Below are 18,985 nucleotides of genomic sequence, written 5' to 3'. Positions count from 1 at the left end.
GCTACTTACCCCCTAATCCTTATGCTACTATATATTGTACTATAAGGATTCGTGCATACGTCTCAGATTGTTGACAAACTTATGAACAATGTCACAGACAAAATGAATTATACGGTAATTGGCTTCCGTTCAGTTATTGGCGGCAATGCTTGCAAACCCGCTGCATTCAAGAAATTCCAAGGCTTGTTATAATGCGGCTGGAAGAAGAAATCCACAAAGGCCAGTTGATCAATGGTCATATGATTTTGGATCGCCACCGACAGGGTATTAATCGATTGGGTCAAATCTACCTTCGACATCATTTGTGCCCCGACAATTCTCCGTGTTTCCTGCTCATATACAACCTTCAGCAGCACCTTTTCCGACGTTGGCATAAATTCAGGACGGTAGCTGTCCTCAATGGTTACAGCCTCTACAGCCATACCTTCGTCTGCTGCTGCCGCTTCCGTCAAACCTGTTCCTGCAATATTATCTTCATAAATTTTAATACCCGAAGTTCCCTGTGTTCCCATATAGGCAATGGTCGGTTGAACCAAATTGCGTGCCACCAGGGTACCCATACGAACAGCGTTGGTTGCCAATGGAATATAAGCTGTTTTGCCTGTCGGGTTGTAGCGGATTGCACAGCTATCGCCTGCGGCAAATACGTCCGGGCAGCTGCTTTGCATATAATTGTCCACAATGATCGCGCCGTTGGGCAGCATGTCTACCTGACCTTTAAGCAGATCCGTTTGAGGACGGAAGCCGATACAGAGAATAGCAAGCTCTGTTTCATATTCTCCTTTGGATGTAACCACTTTATTCACCTTACCGTTACTTCCTTCAAAACGGCTCACTGTTTCTCCCAGCACCAGCTTGATGCCATGTTGCTTCAAGGAACCTTCAATTCGGTCTGTATATTCCGGGTCCAAATATTTATTCAAAATACGATCCGCGCTGTCAATCAGCGTAACGTTCTTACCGTTCATTTGAAAAGCTTCCACCAGCTCAACACCGATATATCCGGCTCCGACAACTGTAATGTTCTGTACATGCTTGGCTTTCTCAATGATGTCATTGGAATGATTATAGTTTTTGCAGAGCAGAATATGATCAAGCTCAATACCTTCAAGCTTCGGAATAATAGGCCACGAGCCTGTAGTTACAATCAATTTATCAAAGGTGTCCGTGAATTCCTCTCCTGTTTGGAGATTGCGTGCTTGCAGCGTTTTGCCTGCTGTATCGACATTCGTTACCTCATGAAGCATCTTGGTCACGACACCCAGCTCAGCCAGTTCATTCGGAGAAGAATAAAATAAACCGTGCGGATCTTTGACGACACCACCTACGTACAGTGCAATACCACAGGATAAAAACGAAATATTGTCATTACGCTCATAAACGGTAATTTCTGCATCTGGATAGCATTTGGCTGTGTTGACGATGGCTGCCGTACCTGCGTGTGTACATCCGATAACTGCTACTTTCATGTTGAATTCCTCCTTGGTGTGGGCATAAAATGTATAATTGTGAATTGTTTCACGTAACTACTTTGTTGATTGTGATTTATTTCACTTCATGCACTTATTATAATGTGACATTTTTCACATTGCAATAGCTTTCTATGATATTCACAATTTGTCCACATTTTTAAAGTCAGGAAGATACAAAGTCAGCCGTTTGCTGAAACGACTCTTTGCTTCATTCAGTTTTTCCCGTACGGGGCTTGATTATGCCTTTTATCAGGCTTCCAAATGCTACTGCAACGATCAACCGAATGTGAAATGCAGACAACAAAAAAGGCCGAACCCCGGAAAAACAACGGAGATTCGACCTTATCTATACGTATATTTCTGACCAAGCTGGAAGCTATTACAGGAGTTGCTCGATAGCCGCTTTCATCGCCTCTGGTGATTCCTTGGGTTCAAATCGCCCCACAGGCACCCCTTCACGATCCACAATGAATTTCGTGAAATTCCATTGAATCGTGCCGTTTTCCTGTTCTCCAGGCTGCTGCTTTTTCAAATATTCAAACAGAGGTGCTGTATCCGGACCGTTAACGTCCACTTTAGCGAATACTGGGAAATTAACCCCGTAATTCAGTTGGCAAAATTCAGCCGCTTCCTCGCTGCTGCCCGGCTCTTGACCGCCAAATTGGTTACAAGGGAAGCCTAATACAACCAGTCCCCGATCCTTATATTCATCATATAGCTTTTGCAAATCCCCATATTGCGGGGTAAGTCCGCATTTGCTTGCGGTATTCGCGATGACCAGCACCTTACCGGTGTAGGTATCCAGAAGAACCTCCTGATTCGCTGGTGTTACGGCATGATGTGAATAGACAGACATATAGCACCCTCCTTTGTTTCGCTTGGTTTAAGTTTCATCACCTATTTTACCCAAAACGAGACGGACATGCCAATATCACTCGATACTAGCGAGACGCCACCACTTCGAGTCTGCGTTCTTCACGTTCTGAAGCGGACATCCTTGGACACGCAAAACAATACCGCTGTCCTCCACCTGTCTTGTAATATTGACAGCAGGACGGTTTCATATATGCCTTCTCACCGGGACGGTAAGGGTTATCCAGCTCAGCGAGACGAACCGTAAACGGGTTTCTTTTTCGCCCGAATACCTCTCCCTCCAACTCCCGTGTCACATAATCATAATCTTGTTCAAAATGCTCCACATCCTGTGGATCGGCTAGCGATGGCTGTACTCTGTCCTTAAAATACAGCAAAGTCAGCGGGAACTGTCCCCACATCTGTCCAACAGATGCACCTCCTACCGAAGCCATCGCCTCCAGTATCGGTCTGATCTGCAAGCTGTAAAAGTCACGCAACACCTGCTGCGCTTGACCGGATGAATGATGCTCGTCTTGTCGGATGTTGTCCAGCTCTGTTTGGTCGATGACCTGAAAGCTGATGGCGGGATATTTCCCTTGATAACAAATATGAAATCTGAGATTGGAAACGGACAGATCGAGACGGCGTTCACACAAAGACACCATAAAATGCTGAGCAAACACAAGACCTCGCAACTGGTTTACAAAATAAACGGCTGTGGTCAAGCTGTCTTCCGCACGCAGCAACTCACCATAATACTCCATCACAGAGCCAAGCTTATCCAGTTCAAGCCATTCTGCCACGGGTCCGGAGTATACTGCATCTTCAGGTGTGTCTGTCACTATTCGCGCCAATTGCTCAAGCTGATCATAATCCAGTGGTTTCATTAGGTCTCCTTTATCCTCTTGCCGCTACCTGTGGTCTGGCTTCACGCCGCTCGGAAACGGAGCCTACTAGTGGATTCCCTTCCAGTTTCAATCCCTTTACGGCTTGGCTTACCGATGGTTGTCCGGCCAAAGCATATGGAAGACACAGCGGTACACCTGTACGAGGATCTGTTACGATATCTGCTTCAATACCGAACACCTCGCGCAGCACGTCAGGGGACATGACCTCGGTCGGCGTTCCTACAGCCTCGGCCTTCCCTTTTTTGATCGCGATCATATGCTGGGCGTACCGGGCTGCATGGTTCAAATCATGCACGACCATGACAATGGTACGTTCAGCCGAAGTGTTCAAATACTCTAACAAATGCAACACTTCCAATTGATGCGCCATATCCAAAAAGGTAGTCGGTTCATCCAGAAACAAAATATCCGTATCCTGCGCAAGCGCCATGGCAATCCATGCACGCTGGCGCTGCCCGCCAGAAAGCTGGTCGATCGGGCGATCGTGGAACTCGCTCATTCCTGTCACCTGAATGGCCCACTCTACCATTTTACGATCATCTGCTTTCATAGAGCCAAAGCCTTTTTGATAGGGGAAACGTCCGTAAGATACCAGTTCCGTCACAGTCAATCCTTCCGGTGCAGTCGGATTTTGCGGCAAAATAGCCAACTGCTTCGCTACCTCCCGGGTGGATTGCTTATGAATGGATTTACCGTCGAGCAAAACGCTGCCGCCTTTAGGATTCATGATGCGAGCCATCGTCTTCAGAATGGTGGACTTGCCGGAGCCATTTGCGCCCACCAATGCTGTGATTTTCCCTTGCGGTATTTCAACGTTCAGATCCTCCACAATCAACCGATCTTCATAAGCAATATCCAGATTAGCCGTTTTCAGACGAAACATTCGGAATCATTCCTTTCCCTTATCTAATATATAGTCACGGGCTTAACGCACGATATTCATCAAAACTTCATTCTATCTTTATATAATAAAGATATTGATAATCATTATCAAGTATTGATTGGCGCATTTCACTTTCACATACGAATCATTTCTCCGAAAATGCCCCTGAAATTTCACAAAAAAAGACCACAGCTCCTCAAAGCTGTGATCTTCTAATATTCGGCAGACAACATCAAGACTGTGCAGAACGCAGCCCAAATGCTTCAGCCATAAGACGTATGGATTTCAACTTGGCGTCAAAATCGTGAATAATGCTTGCGACCATGATTTCCTGTGTATGATAAGTCTCACTCAATTGCTCAATTTGGTGCTTCACCTGCTCGGGTGAGCCGACCACCATACGCTTGCGATTCTCGCGGATGCGCATCCGGTCATATGGCGTATACGGATAGGCCAATGCCTTTTCTACGGTAGGTGTACCAGCGGAGCGCATTCCCTGCTCCAGCAACACCAGGGACAGGTCCACACTGGAAGCCAATCGGTTGGCTTCCTCTTCGGTATCCGCACAGATAGCAAATACAGCGACAAGCGAACGCGGCTGATCACTGTGCTGCGAAGGCTTAAAATGCTCCTGATACTCTTTCATCGCTCCTGTGCCGCCTTCGCCGTTGATGAACTGCGCAAATGCGAAGCCCACGCCGCGTTCGGCTGCAAGCCCTGCACTGTCGCCACTGGAGCCGAGCAGCCACATTTCCGGCACGGTTTCTACGAGCGGCATGGCCTGTAATGAGCCGAAGCGATGCTCACTGCCTGTACTGTCATGCAAATAGGCTAGCAAGTCATCCAGTTGCTCAGGGTACAGATCGACGCCACCTCTCATTTTGCCCTCCTGCAAGGCTCTGGTAGCGATTGGCATGCCTCCCGGGGCACGTCCCAGGCCCAAATCCATGCGCCCCGGGTACAAGCCCTCCAGCACACGGAAGTTTTCCGCTACTTTATAAGCGCTGTAATGCGGCAGCATCACACCCCCTGATCCCACTCGAAGGGTGGAGGTTCGAGCGGCCAGATGCGAAATCAATACCTCCGGGCTGGAACCAGCAAGATTAGAGGAAGCATGATGCTCTGATACCCAAAAGCGATGATAACCCAAGCGCTCCGCCTCTATAGCAAGCTCAGCGGTCTTTTGTAATGCTTGCGCATGCGTCGTGCCTTCCGATACCGGAGATTGGTCAAGAATGCTGAGTTTTATCATATAAAGTCTGACCTTTCTATTTGGGAATAAGAATAGGCATTAATTATAGCACGCGAAGCCACAGTTTCCCAAGAGGGGTCCATTTGATTTATACTGGAAAATTGATTTTACACCTGAATTGGAAATGTTTATTTTTCGTTGAGGCTCGACGTCACTTTATCCGCTTCATAAAGATGTGAACGCTTTTTAAAGAAGCTAAAGAGATGGGTGACGATAACCTTCAATACAGCATAGCCCGGCACCGCCAGTATAATCCCTACCACTCCAAACAGATTGCCCGCCGTCAGAATGACAAAGATAATCGTGATCGGATGCACCCGGAGAGACTTGCCCATAATTTGCGGAGAAATAAATTTACCCTCAATGAGCTGTACGACTGTCCATACGATGACCATTTTGAGCAGCATAACCGGAGATGTTACCAAAGCTACAATTAATGCAGGCGTAATGGCAATCACAGGTCCCAAATAAGGAACAACGCTCGTAAAGGACGCAATGACGGCAAGCGTCAGAGAATAGTCCAGCCCGATGATCAAGTAGCCGATATACAACAGCACCCCGATACAGAAGCTGACAATAATCTGCCCCCGGATATACGAGCTGACCTGATGATTCATTTCGGTCATAATGCGATCAGTCTCTTTACGAAACATAGGGGGGAACATCTTCAGGACCGACTGTGGCAGCTTGCGTCCATCCTTCAGCAGGTAGAACAGAATAAATGGAACCGTAGCGATCGCAATCACCGTTTCTGTGACTACACCCAAAAAGCTTCCCAAGCTTGCCCAGGCATTATTAATGAAGGCAGATAACTTTTCAGAAGCCTTGGAGGCCAGCTCCGACGGATTGAATTGAATCGTGTTTTGGAACTGGTTCACAAAGTCACTGCCAATTAATTTCTCAAACTGTTTTTGTACTTGCTCGCTATATGCAGGCACATTTTGAATCAACCCCTGAATCTGATCGTTGATCACAGGCACTACCGATGTAATCACGATGGTAATAACCCCTATGATGAGCAAATAAAGCACAATAATGGAGTATATCCGTTTAACCTTGTTGCGCTCCAGTACATCAACCAGCGGATTGAACAGATAGTACAAAACACCGGACAAAATGACAGGGAGAATGATCGTTTTCAACAGCACAATGATAGGGAGAAATATGTACGAAATTTTGGTGAGCACCAATGCATTTAAGCCGATCAGCAGCAGTACCAGCAGGAATAACACAAACTTGTTGTTCAGAAAAAACTTTTTGAATCGGTCTTTCCATGCCGGAGTTGTTTCCACATGACATTCCCCTTCTCTTTAAGCAAATGAGTGTAATGATCTTACATATGGTTAGGATATATTTTTAGATTAATATATACAAGGTTATACCCAAATAACACAAAAGCAAACAAAGTTGTACGAAAGCATACAGACTTTGCTTGCTTTGGAATGTTATGGAGTATCGTTTGTCTTGGTTGCAGCGGAATCCGTCGTTGTAGTCACAGATTTGTTTTCTTGCTCAAATATATTTTGTATAAAGCTCTTGAGCTTTCTCTGGTCCACACCCAACACCTGTGCCCCCTTAACCGTTGTCTCTCGTACCAGCTCATTCGGTGGAATTTGCTGTTTCGCCATGGTTTTGGCGTCGATATTAAAACCCAATGAAGCCAGTTGCAGCATTTCCGTTGTGCTCAGATTCGTTTCGATATACGGAGAGATACTGTTTAAAATACTTGGCAGCTTAATCAGAGACGAGGTCGACTGAATTTTGCCACCCAGCTCGGTAATAAATTTGCGTTGCCGCTCCGTACGTGTAAAATCGGAAGTGGCATCATGACGAAAACGCACATATTGCAAGGCCGTTTTACCGTCCATGTGTTGCATTCCCTTTTTCAAATCAATATCAAACTGGTGCTTGTCTGCTTTGGAAGTGTAGTACATATCTTTTTCGACATCCAGATCAATACCACCCACAGAATCTACCAGCGCAATAAAGCCGTTAAAATCCGTGTATACATAGTATTGGATGGGTATGCCGAGCAGGTCGCTCACCGTTTGTCTGGTCAGATCAGGCCCACCGTAAGAAAATGCGGCATTCAATCGACTTTGCCCATGGCCCGGAATATCCACGTACGTATCACGCAGGATCGACATGAGCGTAGCCTTCTTCGTGACCGGATCAACAGAAGCAACCATAACAGAGTCAGAGCGTCCTGAATCCTCCCCGCGTGAATCGCCGCCCAGCAGCAAAATATTCACTCTCTCTTTCCCATCCCACTCCGGGGGAAGAGACACTTCTATGGGCTGTACATTCGTTGGGGACTGGCTTTGTGCTTGCGGCTTAAATTTCGAATCCTGACCGGAAGCGACCGAAATCTGATTTGTAAAATGATATATAGAGTAAGCATAATATCCGCCCACCAAAAGAACTGCCGCAGTCACAGAAATCCCCAACCATTTTAATATTTTTCGCATATTTTCGGGTAACCTCGCTTTTATTCAACATCTTTCAGCTTATAAAAGCATACCCTCCCTGCAAGTTATCTGTCAATTCGCGTCGTCTGTTCAACGTACACGATTGACCTGTGACTAATGGTAGTTTTCCTTGTCTGTCACGCTGTTATTCTTATGTTCTTGCGGCGCCAGATTAGCATGGTCAGGACTGTCCGCGTACCATGGATTAAGATGCACAAGCACCTCGTAAACCCTCGGCTCCTGCTTCATCACAGCCCCTTTGATTAGCCGGATAATATCATGTCCCTGCTGAATCGTCAGAGAGGCATCCACAGAAGCACGGATATCCACAATAATGTAATGACCGTGCTCGCGGGCACGGATGCGGTCAATTCGCTGAACCTCGGCTACACTTAGGGCTGCTTCGGCATAGCTTTCGATTTCCTCGGTTGCAATCGCCTTTTCCATCAGTACATCGATGGATTCACGGCCCATTTCCCATGCCAATCTCAGAACCAGCAGTGCGACTACAAACCCGGCAATCGGGTCACCGTAGGATAAAATATGAATGCTCCACTGCTCCCCGATCAAGCCCAAACCGATACCCAGTACAGCAGCAGCGGAGGCGTACACGTCCGCCAGATGATCTTTGGCCGTAGCAATGAGACCCTGGCTATTGGCTGCCTTTCCGATACGGATCGTATATATATATAGCCATTGCTTCCAGAGCAGGGAGATGATCGCCGCCACCAATGCCAGTATATGTTCCTTTGGCATAGGCTCAAACAACGCGATAATGGAATGGTAGCCGATAAATATGCCGGCTGCGAACAAAATGACCGCCACCACGCTGGCTCCAATAACCTCTGCCTTGCCGTGACCATATGGATGATCCTCATCCGGCGGCAGACTCGATATACGCATCGCCCCTAGCGCCGTTGCCGAGGCGATTACGTCCCCGGCGTTATGCACACCATCAGCAACCAGCACCTTGCTGTTGAACATGACTCCTGTAATGATCTTAATGCCGGTTAATAGGATGTTACTGATCAGGCTGATCCACGCTGACACCATAGCGCGTTTGCCCATATCCTGTTCCTGCATGATGTATAACCTCCGTATCTATCTTAAAAACAACTGTTATCGCCAAGTTAATCCGTTGTTTTTAAGGCAGCTATGCTGCTGCTTTACTTTGATTGCCCAAAATAGTAATGCCGCTTATTCCATCCTATGATGCTGCTGCATTGGCGGCATGGGTGGAGATGATAATAGCCCCGGAAGATGAGCCTCTCCGGGGCTATTATCATAACCATAGTTGAGCGTTCTATGAGAACGCTCTTGCTTTATCTGGACCGTCCGCGACGGCCTCCCTGTCCTTGAGCCCCGCGTGGGCCGCCTTTGGCCTGTCCACCGCGACCACCTTGGCCTCCGCGCGCGGAACCACCGCTGCTGCGGTCATACCCGCCGCGTTCGCTGCTTTGCCCTGCGGAGCGGCCTTGGCCTCCGCGAGCGGAGCCGCCGCTGCTGCGGTCATACCCGCCGCGTTCGCTGCTTTGCCCTGCGGAGCGGCCTTGGCCTCCGCGCGTGGAACCACCGCTGCTGCGGTCATACCCGCCGCGTTCGCTGCTTTGCCCTGCGGAGCGACCTTGGCCTCCGCGAGCGGAGCCGCCGCTGCTGCGGTCATACCCGCCGCGTTCGCTGCTGCTGGAGCGACGTTCGCCGCCTGCGGAGGCTGTGCGCCCTTCGCGCGGCTGTTCCCGCTCCGTACGGCCATGGCCTGCGCCGTCACGACGGTCCGCCTGTTCACGGCCGCTGCCCCGGCGTCCGCCGCCGGAACCGTTGCCGCCGAAGGAACGGCGGTCGTTTCTGCCTGAGCGGCGTGCTCCATCCTGCCGCTCAGTTGTACCAGCAGCAGGTCTACGCTGCCCGCCGCCCTCGCTGCTGGTGAATGTGACACCAGCAACCTTCTGGATGTTCCGAAGCTCTGGAACATCCCGTGGCGTGGCGAGCGTTACCGCCACACCCTTGCCTCCGGCACGGCCAGTACGCCCGATGCGGTGAATGTAGCTTTCGGCATCCTGCGGCATGTCATAGTTGAAGACATGCGTTACGCCTTCCACATCCAGGCCGCGTGCGGCTACATCGGTCGCTACAAGCAATTGAAGCTTCGCTTCACGGAACGCCTTCATCACTTGCTCGCGCTTGTTCTGGGACAAATCCCCGTGAAGCTCGCCGCTCACAAAGCCCATTTCCTGCAACTGCTCATTTAACGCAGCAGCGCGGCGCTTCGTACGGCAGAAAATAACAGCCAAATACGGACGATCCGCATTCAGCATATCCACTAATGCTTGCTGCTTGCCCCGATCCGTCGTCTGTACAACGACCTGACGGATTTGGCTCACCGGAACGGAAGAAGCAGACTTCACTTTTACATCCACAGGCTCGTTCATATATACACGAGCCAGTTTGCGGATACCTGCTGGCATTGTAGCGGAGAACAGCATCGTCTGTCTCCGGTACGGAACTTCCTGAAGAATCGTCTCTACATCGTTCAGAAAGCCCATGTGCAGCATTTGGTCGGCTTCATCCAGCACCAGCATTTTAACACCGCTCAGATCCAGCGTGCCGCGTCTCAGGTGATCCAGCAATCGTCCGGGTGTACCGATAATCAACTGTGCGCCACCCTTCAGCTTGCGAAGCTGACGCTCTACATCCTGTCCTCCGTAAACAGCCAGCAACGACAAGCTTGGCTCCGTAGCAGCCAACAAGTTCGCTTCCTGTGTAATCTGGAGCGCCAGCTCACGCGTTGGAGCAATCACGAGCGCCTGCGGATGGCGCTTGTCCAGATTCATTTTTTGCAAAATCGGCAGTAAAAACGCAAGCGTTTTACCTGTTCCCGTATGCGCCTCGGCAATAACATCCTGGCCTTCCATCAACAGCGGAATGGATTCCTGTTGCACAGGTGTTGGTACTGTAATTCCCTGCTCTTTCAAGGCGTCTACCCAATGCTGCTCAACGCGTAATGCTGCAAAATTCTTCAAGTGGTATTCACTTCCCTTATCTGTATTCAATATGTGTCACGTAAAATAGGTTCATGTGCCATATGACATCCATCGTTCCATAGTTCAGAATTCCCATTTTTGTATCGGTTCTCATTCAACCCTTTTCAGGAAGGGAGCTTATCCGTTATCGTTGATTCTGTTCATGTAACCCAAACATACGGCCGCAATGCGGCTCAGGCCGTTCCATATATGACTTTCCTAGTATACGCGAAGTTGAACGGGTTTCCAAACCATTTTAATGAACGGATGCAAAAGGTGAATTTAGTTGCCATGTCAGATATTATGAAATAAGAAATGCTCGAACAGGATACCCAGACATGAATTATGTTTTTCAGTCATGGACTTGTTTTTCTTTACCACAATCTTGAAAAATACATTATACTAAACATCAGGAGGTTGAAACTTATGCATATTCAGGTTCAAAACGTTGAAAAAAAAGAAAACGATTATCTCATTCATTACAAGGCCGGGGGCGCACTGCCGTTCGTTCCGCATGATATTGTTCTGATTCATGGCAAGCAGTATTTTATCGGCACGATTGTGGAGGTAGAGTCGGAACAGGCTCTTGTACGGATCAATCCCGAATACGAGAATCAGCTGTCAGGCTCCATCGGGCTTGAACTGGCTTTCTCACCGACAGTCTCCATTCAAGGAGCAGATAAAATTGTGGAAAAGCTCGGATATTTCCCTCCCTTTCATTATGACCAAATTACAGCAGCGGATATCACAAAGGACCAGATAACATTAACGATTGAACTATCACCCCCCACGGTACTGATACCCAAATCACCCGATCTGACTCCTTCCGCTGAACAGCCTTCAATTTCTATGTCTTCAACGGAAAATGTACCCCGTTACGCGGTGACCTTTACTTTTTTAGAGACAAAGGAACATGAGTTGACAGCTATGGAAACGGAAAATATCATTTTACAGCTTGATTTCCGTTATGAAGAAGCGGACATGGTCATTGATATTGATGCAATAACCGGTCTGTCAGGCAGTTTCCTGTGCAGAGGCATCCGTGCGGAGATTGCAGAGTTAAATGAATATACAGGGGGCTCGGGAGCAATTGCTGCAACATGAGGAATTCGGCGTGTCTGCCAAGCGGGAATTGTCAAGATAATCGACAACCAAAGGAGAATCAACCTACTCATGCGAGTCAAAATATTTATATTCATACTTATCATCGGGGTAATATGTGTTCCCGCCTATTTCATCATGAGCAGCTTCGGGTTATTTCAAAATGAAAAGGTACTTGTACAGTACAAGGTTGCCGTGGACCTGGAGGGTGAAAAGTATGATGCCTGGCCTGTCATCAGCAGCTTTACCGCTATAGACAAAAAAGGCGACGACCGTCAGCTCTACTATCAGGCGGAAGGCGCCGGCTTGGAATACTTGTTTCAGTTAGCCTATGGACAATATGAACTCAAGCCCTCCAACGAAAATCCTTTTCTGGACGGAAGAATTCACTACACCCTGGATCATCCCGATTACGTCCGGCAAGAGAAGAAATATAAGAACGCCAACGATTACAGTCAGTTACAGCATTATTATAACCAGCAGGAACAAGTCATCTATACTTATAACCCCGAAGCTAGGCTGGACAAGGTATATGTTCGCTCCATTATCACAACAGGTATGACTCACAGCTCTGGTGGATCAAGCAGTCTTGTGAAAGATAACTACATCAATATCAGTAGACTGTTCAAGGACAAGCTGGGAATTACCGTAAAAGTAGACGTGGACGAGGACAACAAAATCGTTACTCTATCCATGATATGAAAAATAACGATGAAAAAGGAAGGAGCTACTTATGACAGAAACACAACAACATCGATGGGGACCTGCTTATTTGGAGGGATGGGCTGTACCCGAGAACCCAGACGCATGGATCGAGCAGGAATGGACAGGAAAGCTCCGTTCACAGGCCGGACATACGAAATTTCATATTTTTTATTATGGAGAGTGGATGGACGAGCTGATCGCCGTGACTGAATTTGCACCTCAGCTCATGATTGCGGAGGATACGGTCACGGGCGAACAGATCGTGATATTTGACGGAACCCGACACGGTTACGATGCACTGCTATGCGAAGTATATACGGAGGAACAGCAGAACAACCGCACTCCCCTTTTACCCTATTTAGATGAAGACGGTGAGGATACGTTTGAAGTGAGCGTGACCGCTTATTACAATGTGGATTGGGATGATGAATTTTCAGACGATGTGGATGAGGATGGGCAGCTTGAGCTGATCAACGGCAAGCTATGCGATTTTGAAGAGGCGAAGCGAAACGGCTTTGATGCGATTAGTATTACGATTACAAGCGCCAAAGGTCTGAAAACAGAAATCATTCAGGAAGAGCTGGCATGACGAGGATGGAACAGAAACACTTCAAGGATGAATCTCTGAGCGTGAGCATACAAACCTTTAATAGTCTCGAAGCGTTAGTCCCAGACGTTAGCCAAAACGGGTATGAATGAATGGGTATATACTGTCAATAGAACCTATTATATCATCCCTGAGGAAAAGCAATGGGAGCTGGAGGATGCAGGTCTCACCGTCACCAATCACCGCGATGAAAGTATTCCTGCTTCCCTTTCCGATCACCATGCACAGACATGGATGGAGATAGCAACCGTGCACGATGTCATTGAAGTGCTACCGCAGCGGCAACGAGCCGGACATCCACCGCATCGCACAGGGACTTCAGTATTACCATGAATACGATGCTTTTATGGAATAAGAGACGCCAGCAGTGCTTTTACCACAGGATCAGCCTGTTTCAGACTGCTTTTCAGCTTCTTCTTGCCGCCCCAAATTCGGTAAACGAGCAGCTCTTTGTCGTAATCGTCCAGCTTCTCAAGCTCCTCGACCAGCACCTGTGCCTGCTCCACATTTTGGATTCCGGACGACTTCAACGGCTTGGCACTTTGGTTGCCTGCCAGAAGAATCTTCGTCCAAACTGGAATCGTGTCCGGTGTCAGTCCATGCGCTTCGGCAAAAGCAGCCGCGTAGCCGTCCTGTACCGACTGATGCTCCGTGTCCACCAGCTTCATATAGCGAATCACCCATGGAAAATAGTCCGTTCCTTTCAGGCCCAGTCCCATCACCGCATAGGTGCCCGGCATCGCCGATTTTTCTCCTGGCTCCACATCGTTGTACCACTTGAACTCTTCCATCACGATATCTGCATATTCAGCCAGTAGCGGGTAGAGAGCGGGATATTCCAGTGCATTGGCAAAAAAACGATGCAACGTGGATTTAGCCAGCTTGGGCACAGGCAGGATATTTTTCACCTTGCTCTTGAGCTTCAGGCGATATTCCTTGGTAAAGCCCTTCTGTAAAATATCGCATACATATACGAGCGCTTCCCTGTAGCTCTCTTCTTCCTCCGAACGAATATGAACCTCCAGCGTTTGCAAAATATCATTCGCTTTACAGGTGACACGCTCGCTTGTGTATAGCGCTGGAATGCTACCTGATCCGCTCTTGAGCCACTGGGCGGCCTGATCCGAGCCTAGCTGTGAAGCGATCTCCAAATATTTCTGCCGTGCATCGGCATCGGTCGAACCCACTCGCATGGCGGTGAGCAGGAACATCTCCATGGCTGGTGCAGGAATATCTGAAGGACGAATATCAGGCTTCAGCGTATAATCCAACCCGTAGCTTTTTTCACGATCCGCATACCTCGCCAAAAATTCATCTTCAGCCCAACGCTTCAAGTCACCGTTAAGCTGATGTCTCCATGCTTCCTCACGATTGCGGCTCACCTTCACTTTTGCATCCATTCGATCCAGAAGGTCACCTACCCGTTCGGCATCTATAGGGTACAAATGAGGATCGAGCAAGTGCCTCACAAAGAAAAAATCGTCCTTTTCCTTCGGCACAGCTTTACTGGAGGGGTTGAGCTTCTGTTCCACAAACTGTTGGATAGAGGCTAACAAATGCTGTCGTTTATCTTCGTTTAGAAGTGAAAATGTAAAATGGCTGGATTTCTTCTCCAAGACCACTTCCAGATGAAATTCCAGCCGATAACGAAAGAACATGGAGCTAAATTGTTCAGACTTAAACAGCGTCTCGATCCGTTCCCTGATCACAGGCATCCATTCGTCCTGCACCTGCTGGAGCGTAACACCCTCCGTAAAATTAGGAATCTTCGTATCCGGTTTACGACTGTCCCAATCAAATAGCTCATACATGTCTACCCGTAGTCCGTTCTTATTACACATGACGTTCAAGTATTCATGAATTCCTTCGTGAAGGGCACTTTTGGTCTGGAATTCGGCGATTCGTTTTTGCTCAGAAGCGTATACCTTATCAATTGCCTCGAAAATCGGATCTATGTATGCTTGTACCCCTGATACCATTATGATGTGTTCCTCCTTCATCCCCTACAAATTGTAGTTCTAACGTAATTAAGATAGACTAATTTATAACTATTTTATTTCCTGATTATAGCATATCTCTCATTTACTTTTGGACTCAATGAACAGAAAGCAACGGAGCTTCGTAATGAGGTTCTGTCATTCTTGCAGAAGCAGTATTGCCGGACTTTAAAGTAAAAGGAGGACGAATGAAAATGACGGCATATTTTGAGCAAACCCTTGATAGGCTGGGGGATATCGCAAAACGTCTGAGACAAAGCGGAATGCCTGACGTGGAATACAAGTGGACGGAGGGCATCTCCACAGGTGAGCTAACTGCGCTGGAGGAACGACTACAGAGACCTTTACCCGCCTCCCTGTCAGAATTGATACAACGATGTGGCAGCCTATACCTGTTATGGTCGCTCCCCCAACACTGTATTGTAAGTGATGTATCGGGACGTACAGGTGAACATAGCTCCATCTCTGATTACGAACTGAACATACTCGAAGATATCACGGGTGAGTTTGGCTGGAATCATGAGTATATTAGCTATTTCACATCTTATGGGGAAAATGCAGACTCACCAGCGACGACGGACGAACATCGGTATCTGATTTTCAACTACAACGGTGCGGGCGATCCGGTACTGCTCGATTTGGCGACATCATCTGCCGAGCCAGCGGTGTTCTGCTATGATCACGAGCAGGATCGTTTCACCTTGCTTGCGGACAATCTGGCCGCCTATATAGACACCATCCTCACACTACACGGCCTATGGATATGGAATTGGACGACAGTGATTGACGAGCATGGCATTCAGCTAAAAAGTCCCCCGCTACAAATGTGGGTACGCTGGCTGGATACGTTCTGCAATGTGAAGCTGGAGGATGCCCATTCACTTGAGGCTTTGATTAGACACACCACGATGCATGGTGTAGACAATCCTGCCATATTACAGGCTTTTCAGCCCTATGATCCGAAGGATATTTTTCTTGCCTGGGGGCAACGCATTCAGCATAACCCTACACAACTCGCTACATGGGCCGTTTTTATAGGAGAAACCGCTGGCGACGGGGCTGCCGACTGGGTCCGCTCCTTATGGCAGCCGGGCAACGTGCAAGCGTGGACTTCATCTTCGGTTCCAAATAGCGGCTCTATTGCTGTAGGTACATTTGTATCCACCCGTGCCTACCTGACCGCCCGCTGCCTGCCCGAGCATGAAGGATTAGCATACGTTTGCGATTACCTGCTACAGCATTCGACGGGGAATGGTAAATTAGAAGGGTACACCGCTAACGGGCAGTTACAGCATTTTCATTCACCACAGGTCATTGACTGGATGCGGGATAAGGTGAATCATCCGGTGGATGGCTGGGCAACGCTTTTCGCTCAATCCAGTCCTACAGCTGAGCAACTGCTGGAATGGCTATCTGATAGTGAGCTTTATCAGAAAATTGCAACCGAAGCACTGGATATCATGATCCACCGAAATCTTCTTCCCACTCTGGAAACAGACGCTTGGGCTAATATCTCAGACCTGCTTCATGCTTCTTTGCAGCTTGTTATGCTCAAAAAAGATAAACGCCGTATTGAAGCAGTGCTAGAGCAGCTTTCTGATTTGGGGCTTTGTTAACCTTTTTCAAGGGGTTAAGCCGCTGCGTCAGCGGCTTAACCCCTTGAAAAAGGTATCTATAGTAAATGAAATTAATTCGTCATTCGATTTTTCCGTAGGGAAATCAAAATTCAGGAGCAGAGAAGTCAAGCCGTGCAACATGCTCCACACGGATGTGGCGATCAGGCGATCATCCCCTTGAGTTATGCTGCCATCATCCATAGCGGCTTTTAGTCCGGATTCAAGCAGCTCAAAGCCTTTAAAGCGTCCACTGTCAATAAGGCTGATCAAGCTTACAGATTCGAGGTTGCTAAAAAACAGCCGTTCGGTAACCGAGCGCGGAGAGTCTAGCTACACAGGACAAGCCACCCAGACCTGCGCCGATGACGATAACATCATATTTGCTCATGATTCCATCCCCTTTGTTAACATTGTTATTTAAATTAACAGTGTTAAATTTGTGAGATTATAACCCACAACATTACGTTTGAGAAGCCCCGGTTTTTGGAGTTATCTATCGGGGCTAGCCATCAATACATTAGAGCTTTAGCTCTTATTACAGCTGCAAAAGTTGAGATAATACAAAAAAAATACAAAATTGTAGCGCTCTCACTTGTCAAATTCCAATGAAGATGCTATTCTGCAAGTGGGATTGTTACTGAAAAGGCAAAACCCGAGTACATTTGTGTACCCGGAGTTTGCCTTTTTTTGATTTTATAACAATGCAGCATTATACAGTCAACCATCCCAAGCATGTGTAAGCGCTTAAAAAAAATGACACCAAAGGAGATCAATTTCATGCAAAGAAGACGTTTCGCCCTTGTTCTACTATCTTTCGTGTTTCTGCTCACGATCGTTTTCCCGTCCTCCAGCTCTGCCGCAGCATCCGATGTACCCGCACCACAGGCTACCCTGCTTACTCAGGTACAGCCTTTGGGTGAAGTCGTTTCTGCCGTTGTACTGAAATACAGCACCAATATTGACGGGGCATCCTTGTCCACTTCCAGCTTTCAGGTTCAATCTGTACTCAATGATGTATACACAGACAGAACCGTGACTGGTGTATATACCAACGATTCTGGAATCATCACCAACCGCAGTACTCATGGCAAATATGTCGTGATCGAACTGGATACGCAGGATAAAAATGCAAGTACCCTTACTTACGATGCAACGAGTGGCGTCAACCGCATCAACACGTTGAATTATTACATTAGTCAAAAGAAAGACATTGCAACTCAAAAGAAAGCAGTCATTCCTGCCACTGCACAGACTGTAAAAGCAACCGATAAAGTTACACCTATCGTGGACGATTTCCAAAAAAACACCTTTGAAAATAAAGACGGCTTCAAGCTGAACTACTTTACGTTTGAGCCTAAAGTAGAGTCTGGCAAAACCTACCCGCTGGTTGTGTTCCTGCACGGAAACGGCGAGCGTGGTGACGGAAACGGAGTGAACCTGCTGGCAAATGCTGGTGCTGTTACTTGGGCTTCTCCTGAGCAGCAAGCCAAACACCCTTCCTTCGTAATCGCTCCACAAAGCCCGATTGACCTGGAACATAAATTCATTTGGGCGGATGAGCCGCGCAACAGCGCTGTAGCCGATCTGGTACGTGAAACGGCGTTAAAATATCCGATCGACACTAACCGAATCTATATCGTTGGTATTTCTCAAGGAGCTATGGGAACGTGGAGATTGTTGGAGAAAAATCTTGATTTGTTCGCCGCAGGTGTGCCGATTGCCGGTTTGACCAACTATGAAAAAGCCGTTAACATGTATGCACCTGTTGATCCTAAACACGTGGAAGTATTGAAAAACGTACCTATTTGGGCCTTCCATGCCGTAGACGACACCTCGGTAAGCCCTAAAAACTCGCAAGAAATGGTAGCTGCCATTCAAGCGGAAAATGGAAATCTCATTCATTTTACTGAATACGAAGCTGGAATTATCAAACCTGTAGGACACTTCTCATGGGTTCCCGCTTTGCAAAATCAGGATATGATTAAGTGGCTGTTTGCACAAAAGAAATAAAATTGTTTTCATATCTCTAAGAATAAAGCGCCAGATAGGTTCGATCCCCTTCTGGCGCTATTTTTCTATTTGACGGATTGTAATATGAAGT

17 protein-coding genes and 1 pseudogene are annotated in these 18,985 nt (G+C 47.6%); 6 read left to right on the top strand and 12 right to left on the bottom strand.

All coding sequences use genetic code 11. The features are described 5' to 3' along the window. Window positions 1-107: 107 nt before the first annotated feature. The 9 genes from ACIFQM_RS10535 to ACIFQM_RS10495 form a co-directional block, all read right to left on the bottom strand. Complete coding sequence (locus tag ACIFQM_RS10535) at window positions 108-1,469, bottom strand: FAD-dependent oxidoreductase (protein WP_430065431.1); 1,362 nt, start codon at window positions 1,467-1,469, stop codon at window positions 108-110. A 382-nt stretch (window positions 1,470-1,851) separates the two neighbouring features. After that, the gene (locus ACIFQM_RS10530) at window positions 1,852-2,328 is read right to left on the bottom strand and encodes a glutathione peroxidase (protein WP_430038721.1); all 477 of its coding nucleotides are present in this window, start codon (window positions 2,326-2,328) and stop codon (window positions 1,852-1,854) included. 85 nt (window positions 2,329-2,413) lie between these two features. Continuing rightward, window positions 2,414-3,214 carry a hypothetical protein gene (locus ACIFQM_RS10525; protein ID WP_430038723.1) on the bottom strand — a complete coding sequence of 267 codons (801 nt, stop codon included), beginning with the start codon at window positions 3,212-3,214 and terminating at the stop codon, window positions 2,414-2,416. Between the two features lie 10 nt (window positions 3,215-3,224). Continuing rightward, window positions 3,225-4,118: an ABC transporter ATP-binding protein gene (locus ACIFQM_RS10520; protein WP_430038725.1), complete on the bottom strand. Its 894-nt coding sequence runs from the start codon at window positions 4,116-4,118 to the stop codon at window positions 3,225-3,227. A 232-nt stretch (window positions 4,119-4,350) separates the two neighbouring features. Next, entirely contained in the window at window positions 4,351-5,370 is a 1,020-nt protein-coding gene (locus ACIFQM_RS10515) for an LLM class flavin-dependent oxidoreductase (RefSeq protein WP_430038727.1), read from the bottom strand. A 128-nt stretch (window positions 5,371-5,498) separates the two neighbouring features. Next, window positions 5,499-6,662, bottom strand: a complete 1,164-nt coding sequence (locus tag ACIFQM_RS10510) for an AI-2E family transporter (protein WP_430038729.1) — start codon at window positions 6,660-6,662, stop codon at window positions 5,499-5,501. A 153-nt stretch (window positions 6,663-6,815) separates the two neighbouring features. Beyond that, window positions 6,816-7,838 (bottom strand): LCP family protein, encoded by a 1,023-nt coding sequence (locus ACIFQM_RS10505; RefSeq protein WP_430038731.1) that lies wholly within the window; start codon window positions 7,836-7,838, stop codon window positions 6,816-6,818. A 114-nt stretch (window positions 7,839-7,952) separates the two neighbouring features. Continuing rightward, window positions 7,953-8,921, bottom strand: coding sequence for a cation diffusion facilitator family transporter (locus tag ACIFQM_RS10500; protein WP_430038733.1), 969 nt, complete (start codon window positions 8,919-8,921; stop codon window positions 7,953-7,955). Window positions 8,922-9,160: 239 nt separating this feature from the next. Continuing rightward, on the bottom strand, window positions 9,161-10,858 hold the full coding sequence (locus tag ACIFQM_RS10495; protein WP_430038735.1) for a DEAD/DEAH box helicase: 1,698 nt from the start codon (window positions 10,856-10,858) through the stop codon (window positions 9,161-9,163). A 426-nt stretch (window positions 10,859-11,284) separates the two neighbouring features. On the opposite strand from ACIFQM_RS10495, the gene ACIFQM_RS10490 reads away from it, so the two are divergent. The 4 genes from ACIFQM_RS10490 (at window position 11,285) to ACIFQM_RS10475 (ending at window position 13,604) form a co-directional block, all read left to right on the top strand. Then, window positions 11,285-11,962 carry an immunity 50 family protein gene (locus tag ACIFQM_RS10490; protein WP_430038737.1) on the top strand — a complete coding sequence of 226 codons (678 nt, stop codon included), beginning with the start codon at window positions 11,285-11,287 and terminating at the stop codon, window positions 11,960-11,962. A 69-nt stretch (window positions 11,963-12,031) separates the two neighbouring features. Next, window positions 12,032-12,661: a hypothetical protein gene (locus ACIFQM_RS10485; RefSeq protein ID WP_430065428.1), complete on the top strand. Its 630-nt coding sequence runs from the start codon at window positions 12,032-12,034 to the stop codon at window positions 12,659-12,661. Window positions 12,662-12,692: 31 nt separating this feature from the next. Next, on the top strand, window positions 12,693-13,253 hold the full coding sequence (locus ACIFQM_RS10480) for a hypothetical protein (RefSeq protein WP_430038741.1): 561 nt from the start codon (window positions 12,693-12,695) through the stop codon (window positions 13,251-13,253). Window positions 13,254-13,355: 102 nt separating this feature from the next. Beyond that, window positions 13,356-13,604, top strand: coding sequence for a hypothetical protein (locus ACIFQM_RS10475; protein ID WP_430038743.1), 249 nt, complete (start codon window positions 13,356-13,358; stop codon window positions 13,602-13,604). Window positions 13,605-13,615: 11 nt separating this feature from the next. On the opposite strand, the gene ACIFQM_RS10470 is transcribed toward ACIFQM_RS10475, so the two are convergent. Continuing rightward, window positions 13,616-15,250, bottom strand: a complete 1,635-nt coding sequence (locus ACIFQM_RS10470) for a DUF6138 family protein (protein ID WP_430038745.1) — start codon at window positions 15,248-15,250, stop codon at window positions 13,616-13,618. A 212-nt stretch (window positions 15,251-15,462) separates the two neighbouring features. Between ACIFQM_RS10470 and ACIFQM_RS10465 the strand changes: the two genes are divergently transcribed. Next, a complete protein-coding gene (locus ACIFQM_RS10465) occupies window positions 15,463-16,884 on the top strand; it encodes an SMI1/KNR4 family protein (protein WP_430038747.1) in 1,422 nt (473 codons plus the stop codon). Window positions 16,885-16,911: 27 nt separating this feature from the next. Here ACIFQM_RS10465 and ACIFQM_RS10460 read toward each other — a convergent pair whose 3' ends face one another. Further along, window positions 16,912-17,154, bottom strand: coding sequence for a TetR-like C-terminal domain-containing protein (locus tag ACIFQM_RS10460; RefSeq protein ID WP_430065426.1), 243 nt, complete (start codon window positions 17,152-17,154; stop codon window positions 16,912-16,914). A gap of 22 nt (window positions 17,155-17,176) precedes the next feature. Continuing rightward, a pseudogene (locus ACIFQM_RS10455) lies at window positions 17,177-17,272 on the bottom strand (FAD-binding protein); the annotation flags it as partial. 389 nt (window positions 17,273-17,661) lie between these two features. On the opposite strand from ACIFQM_RS10455, the gene ACIFQM_RS10450 reads away from it, so the two are divergent. After that, window positions 17,662-18,894, top strand: a complete 1,233-nt coding sequence (locus ACIFQM_RS10450; RefSeq protein ID WP_430038751.1) for a peptidase — start codon at window positions 17,662-17,664, stop codon at window positions 18,892-18,894. The last annotated feature ends 91 nt before the right edge of the window (window positions 18,895-18,985 follow it).

Origin of the sequence: Paenibacillus sp. NRS-1782, assembly GCF_050467685.1 — a bacterium.
Taxonomy (GTDB): Bacteria; Bacillota; Bacilli; order Paenibacillales; family Paenibacillaceae; genus Paenibacillus; species Paenibacillus terrae_A.
This window is presented reverse-complemented; position numbering and strand designations above follow the sequence as displayed.

Excerpts from the sequence above, each read along its gene's own strand:
- ACIFQM_RS10475 (WP_430038743.1), top strand. The coding sequence starts at position 13,356 with ATGAATGAATGGGTATATACTGTCAATAGAACCTATTATATCATCCCT.
- ACIFQM_RS10520 (WP_430038725.1), bottom strand. The coding sequence starts at position 4,118 with ATGTTTCGTCTGAAAACGGCTAATCTGGATATTGCTTATGAAGATCGG.
- ACIFQM_RS10535 (WP_430065431.1), bottom strand. The coding sequence starts at position 1,469 with ATGAAAGTAGCAGTTATCGGATGTACACACGCAGGTACGGCAGCCATC.
- ACIFQM_RS10530 (WP_430038721.1), bottom strand. The coding sequence starts at position 2,328 with ATGTCTGTCTATTCACATCATGCCGTAACACCAGCGAATCAGGAGGTT.
- ACIFQM_RS10500 (WP_430038733.1), bottom strand. The coding sequence starts at position 8,921 with ATGCAGGAACAGGATATGGGCAAACGCGCTATGGTGTCAGCGTGGATC.
- ACIFQM_RS10505 (WP_430038731.1), bottom strand. The coding sequence starts at position 7,838 with ATGCGAAAAATATTAAAATGGTTGGGGATTTCTGTGACTGCGGCAGTT.
- ACIFQM_RS10480 (WP_430038741.1), top strand. The coding sequence starts at position 12,693 with ATGACAGAAACACAACAACATCGATGGGGACCTGCTTATTTGGAGGGA.
- ACIFQM_RS10450 (WP_430038751.1), top strand. The coding sequence starts at position 17,662 with ATGCAAAGAAGACGTTTCGCCCTTGTTCTACTATCTTTCGTGTTTCTG.
- ACIFQM_RS10465 (WP_430038747.1), top strand. The coding sequence starts at position 15,463 with ATGACGGCATATTTTGAGCAAACCCTTGATAGGCTGGGGGATATCGCA.
- ACIFQM_RS10470 (WP_430038745.1), bottom strand. The coding sequence starts at position 15,250 with ATGGTATCAGGGGTACAAGCATACATAGATCCGATTTTCGAGGCAATT.
- ACIFQM_RS10485 (WP_430065428.1), top strand. The coding sequence starts at position 12,032 with ATGCGAGTCAAAATATTTATATTCATACTTATCATCGGGGTAATATGT.
- ACIFQM_RS10515 (WP_430038727.1), bottom strand. The coding sequence starts at position 5,370 with ATGATAAAACTCAGCATTCTTGACCAATCTCCGGTATCGGAAGGCACG.
- ACIFQM_RS10525 (WP_430038723.1), bottom strand. The coding sequence starts at position 3,214 with ATGAAACCACTGGATTATGATCAGCTTGAGCAATTGGCGCGAATAGTG.
- ACIFQM_RS10490 (WP_430038737.1), top strand. The coding sequence starts at position 11,285 with ATGCATATTCAGGTTCAAAACGTTGAAAAAAAAGAAAACGATTATCTC.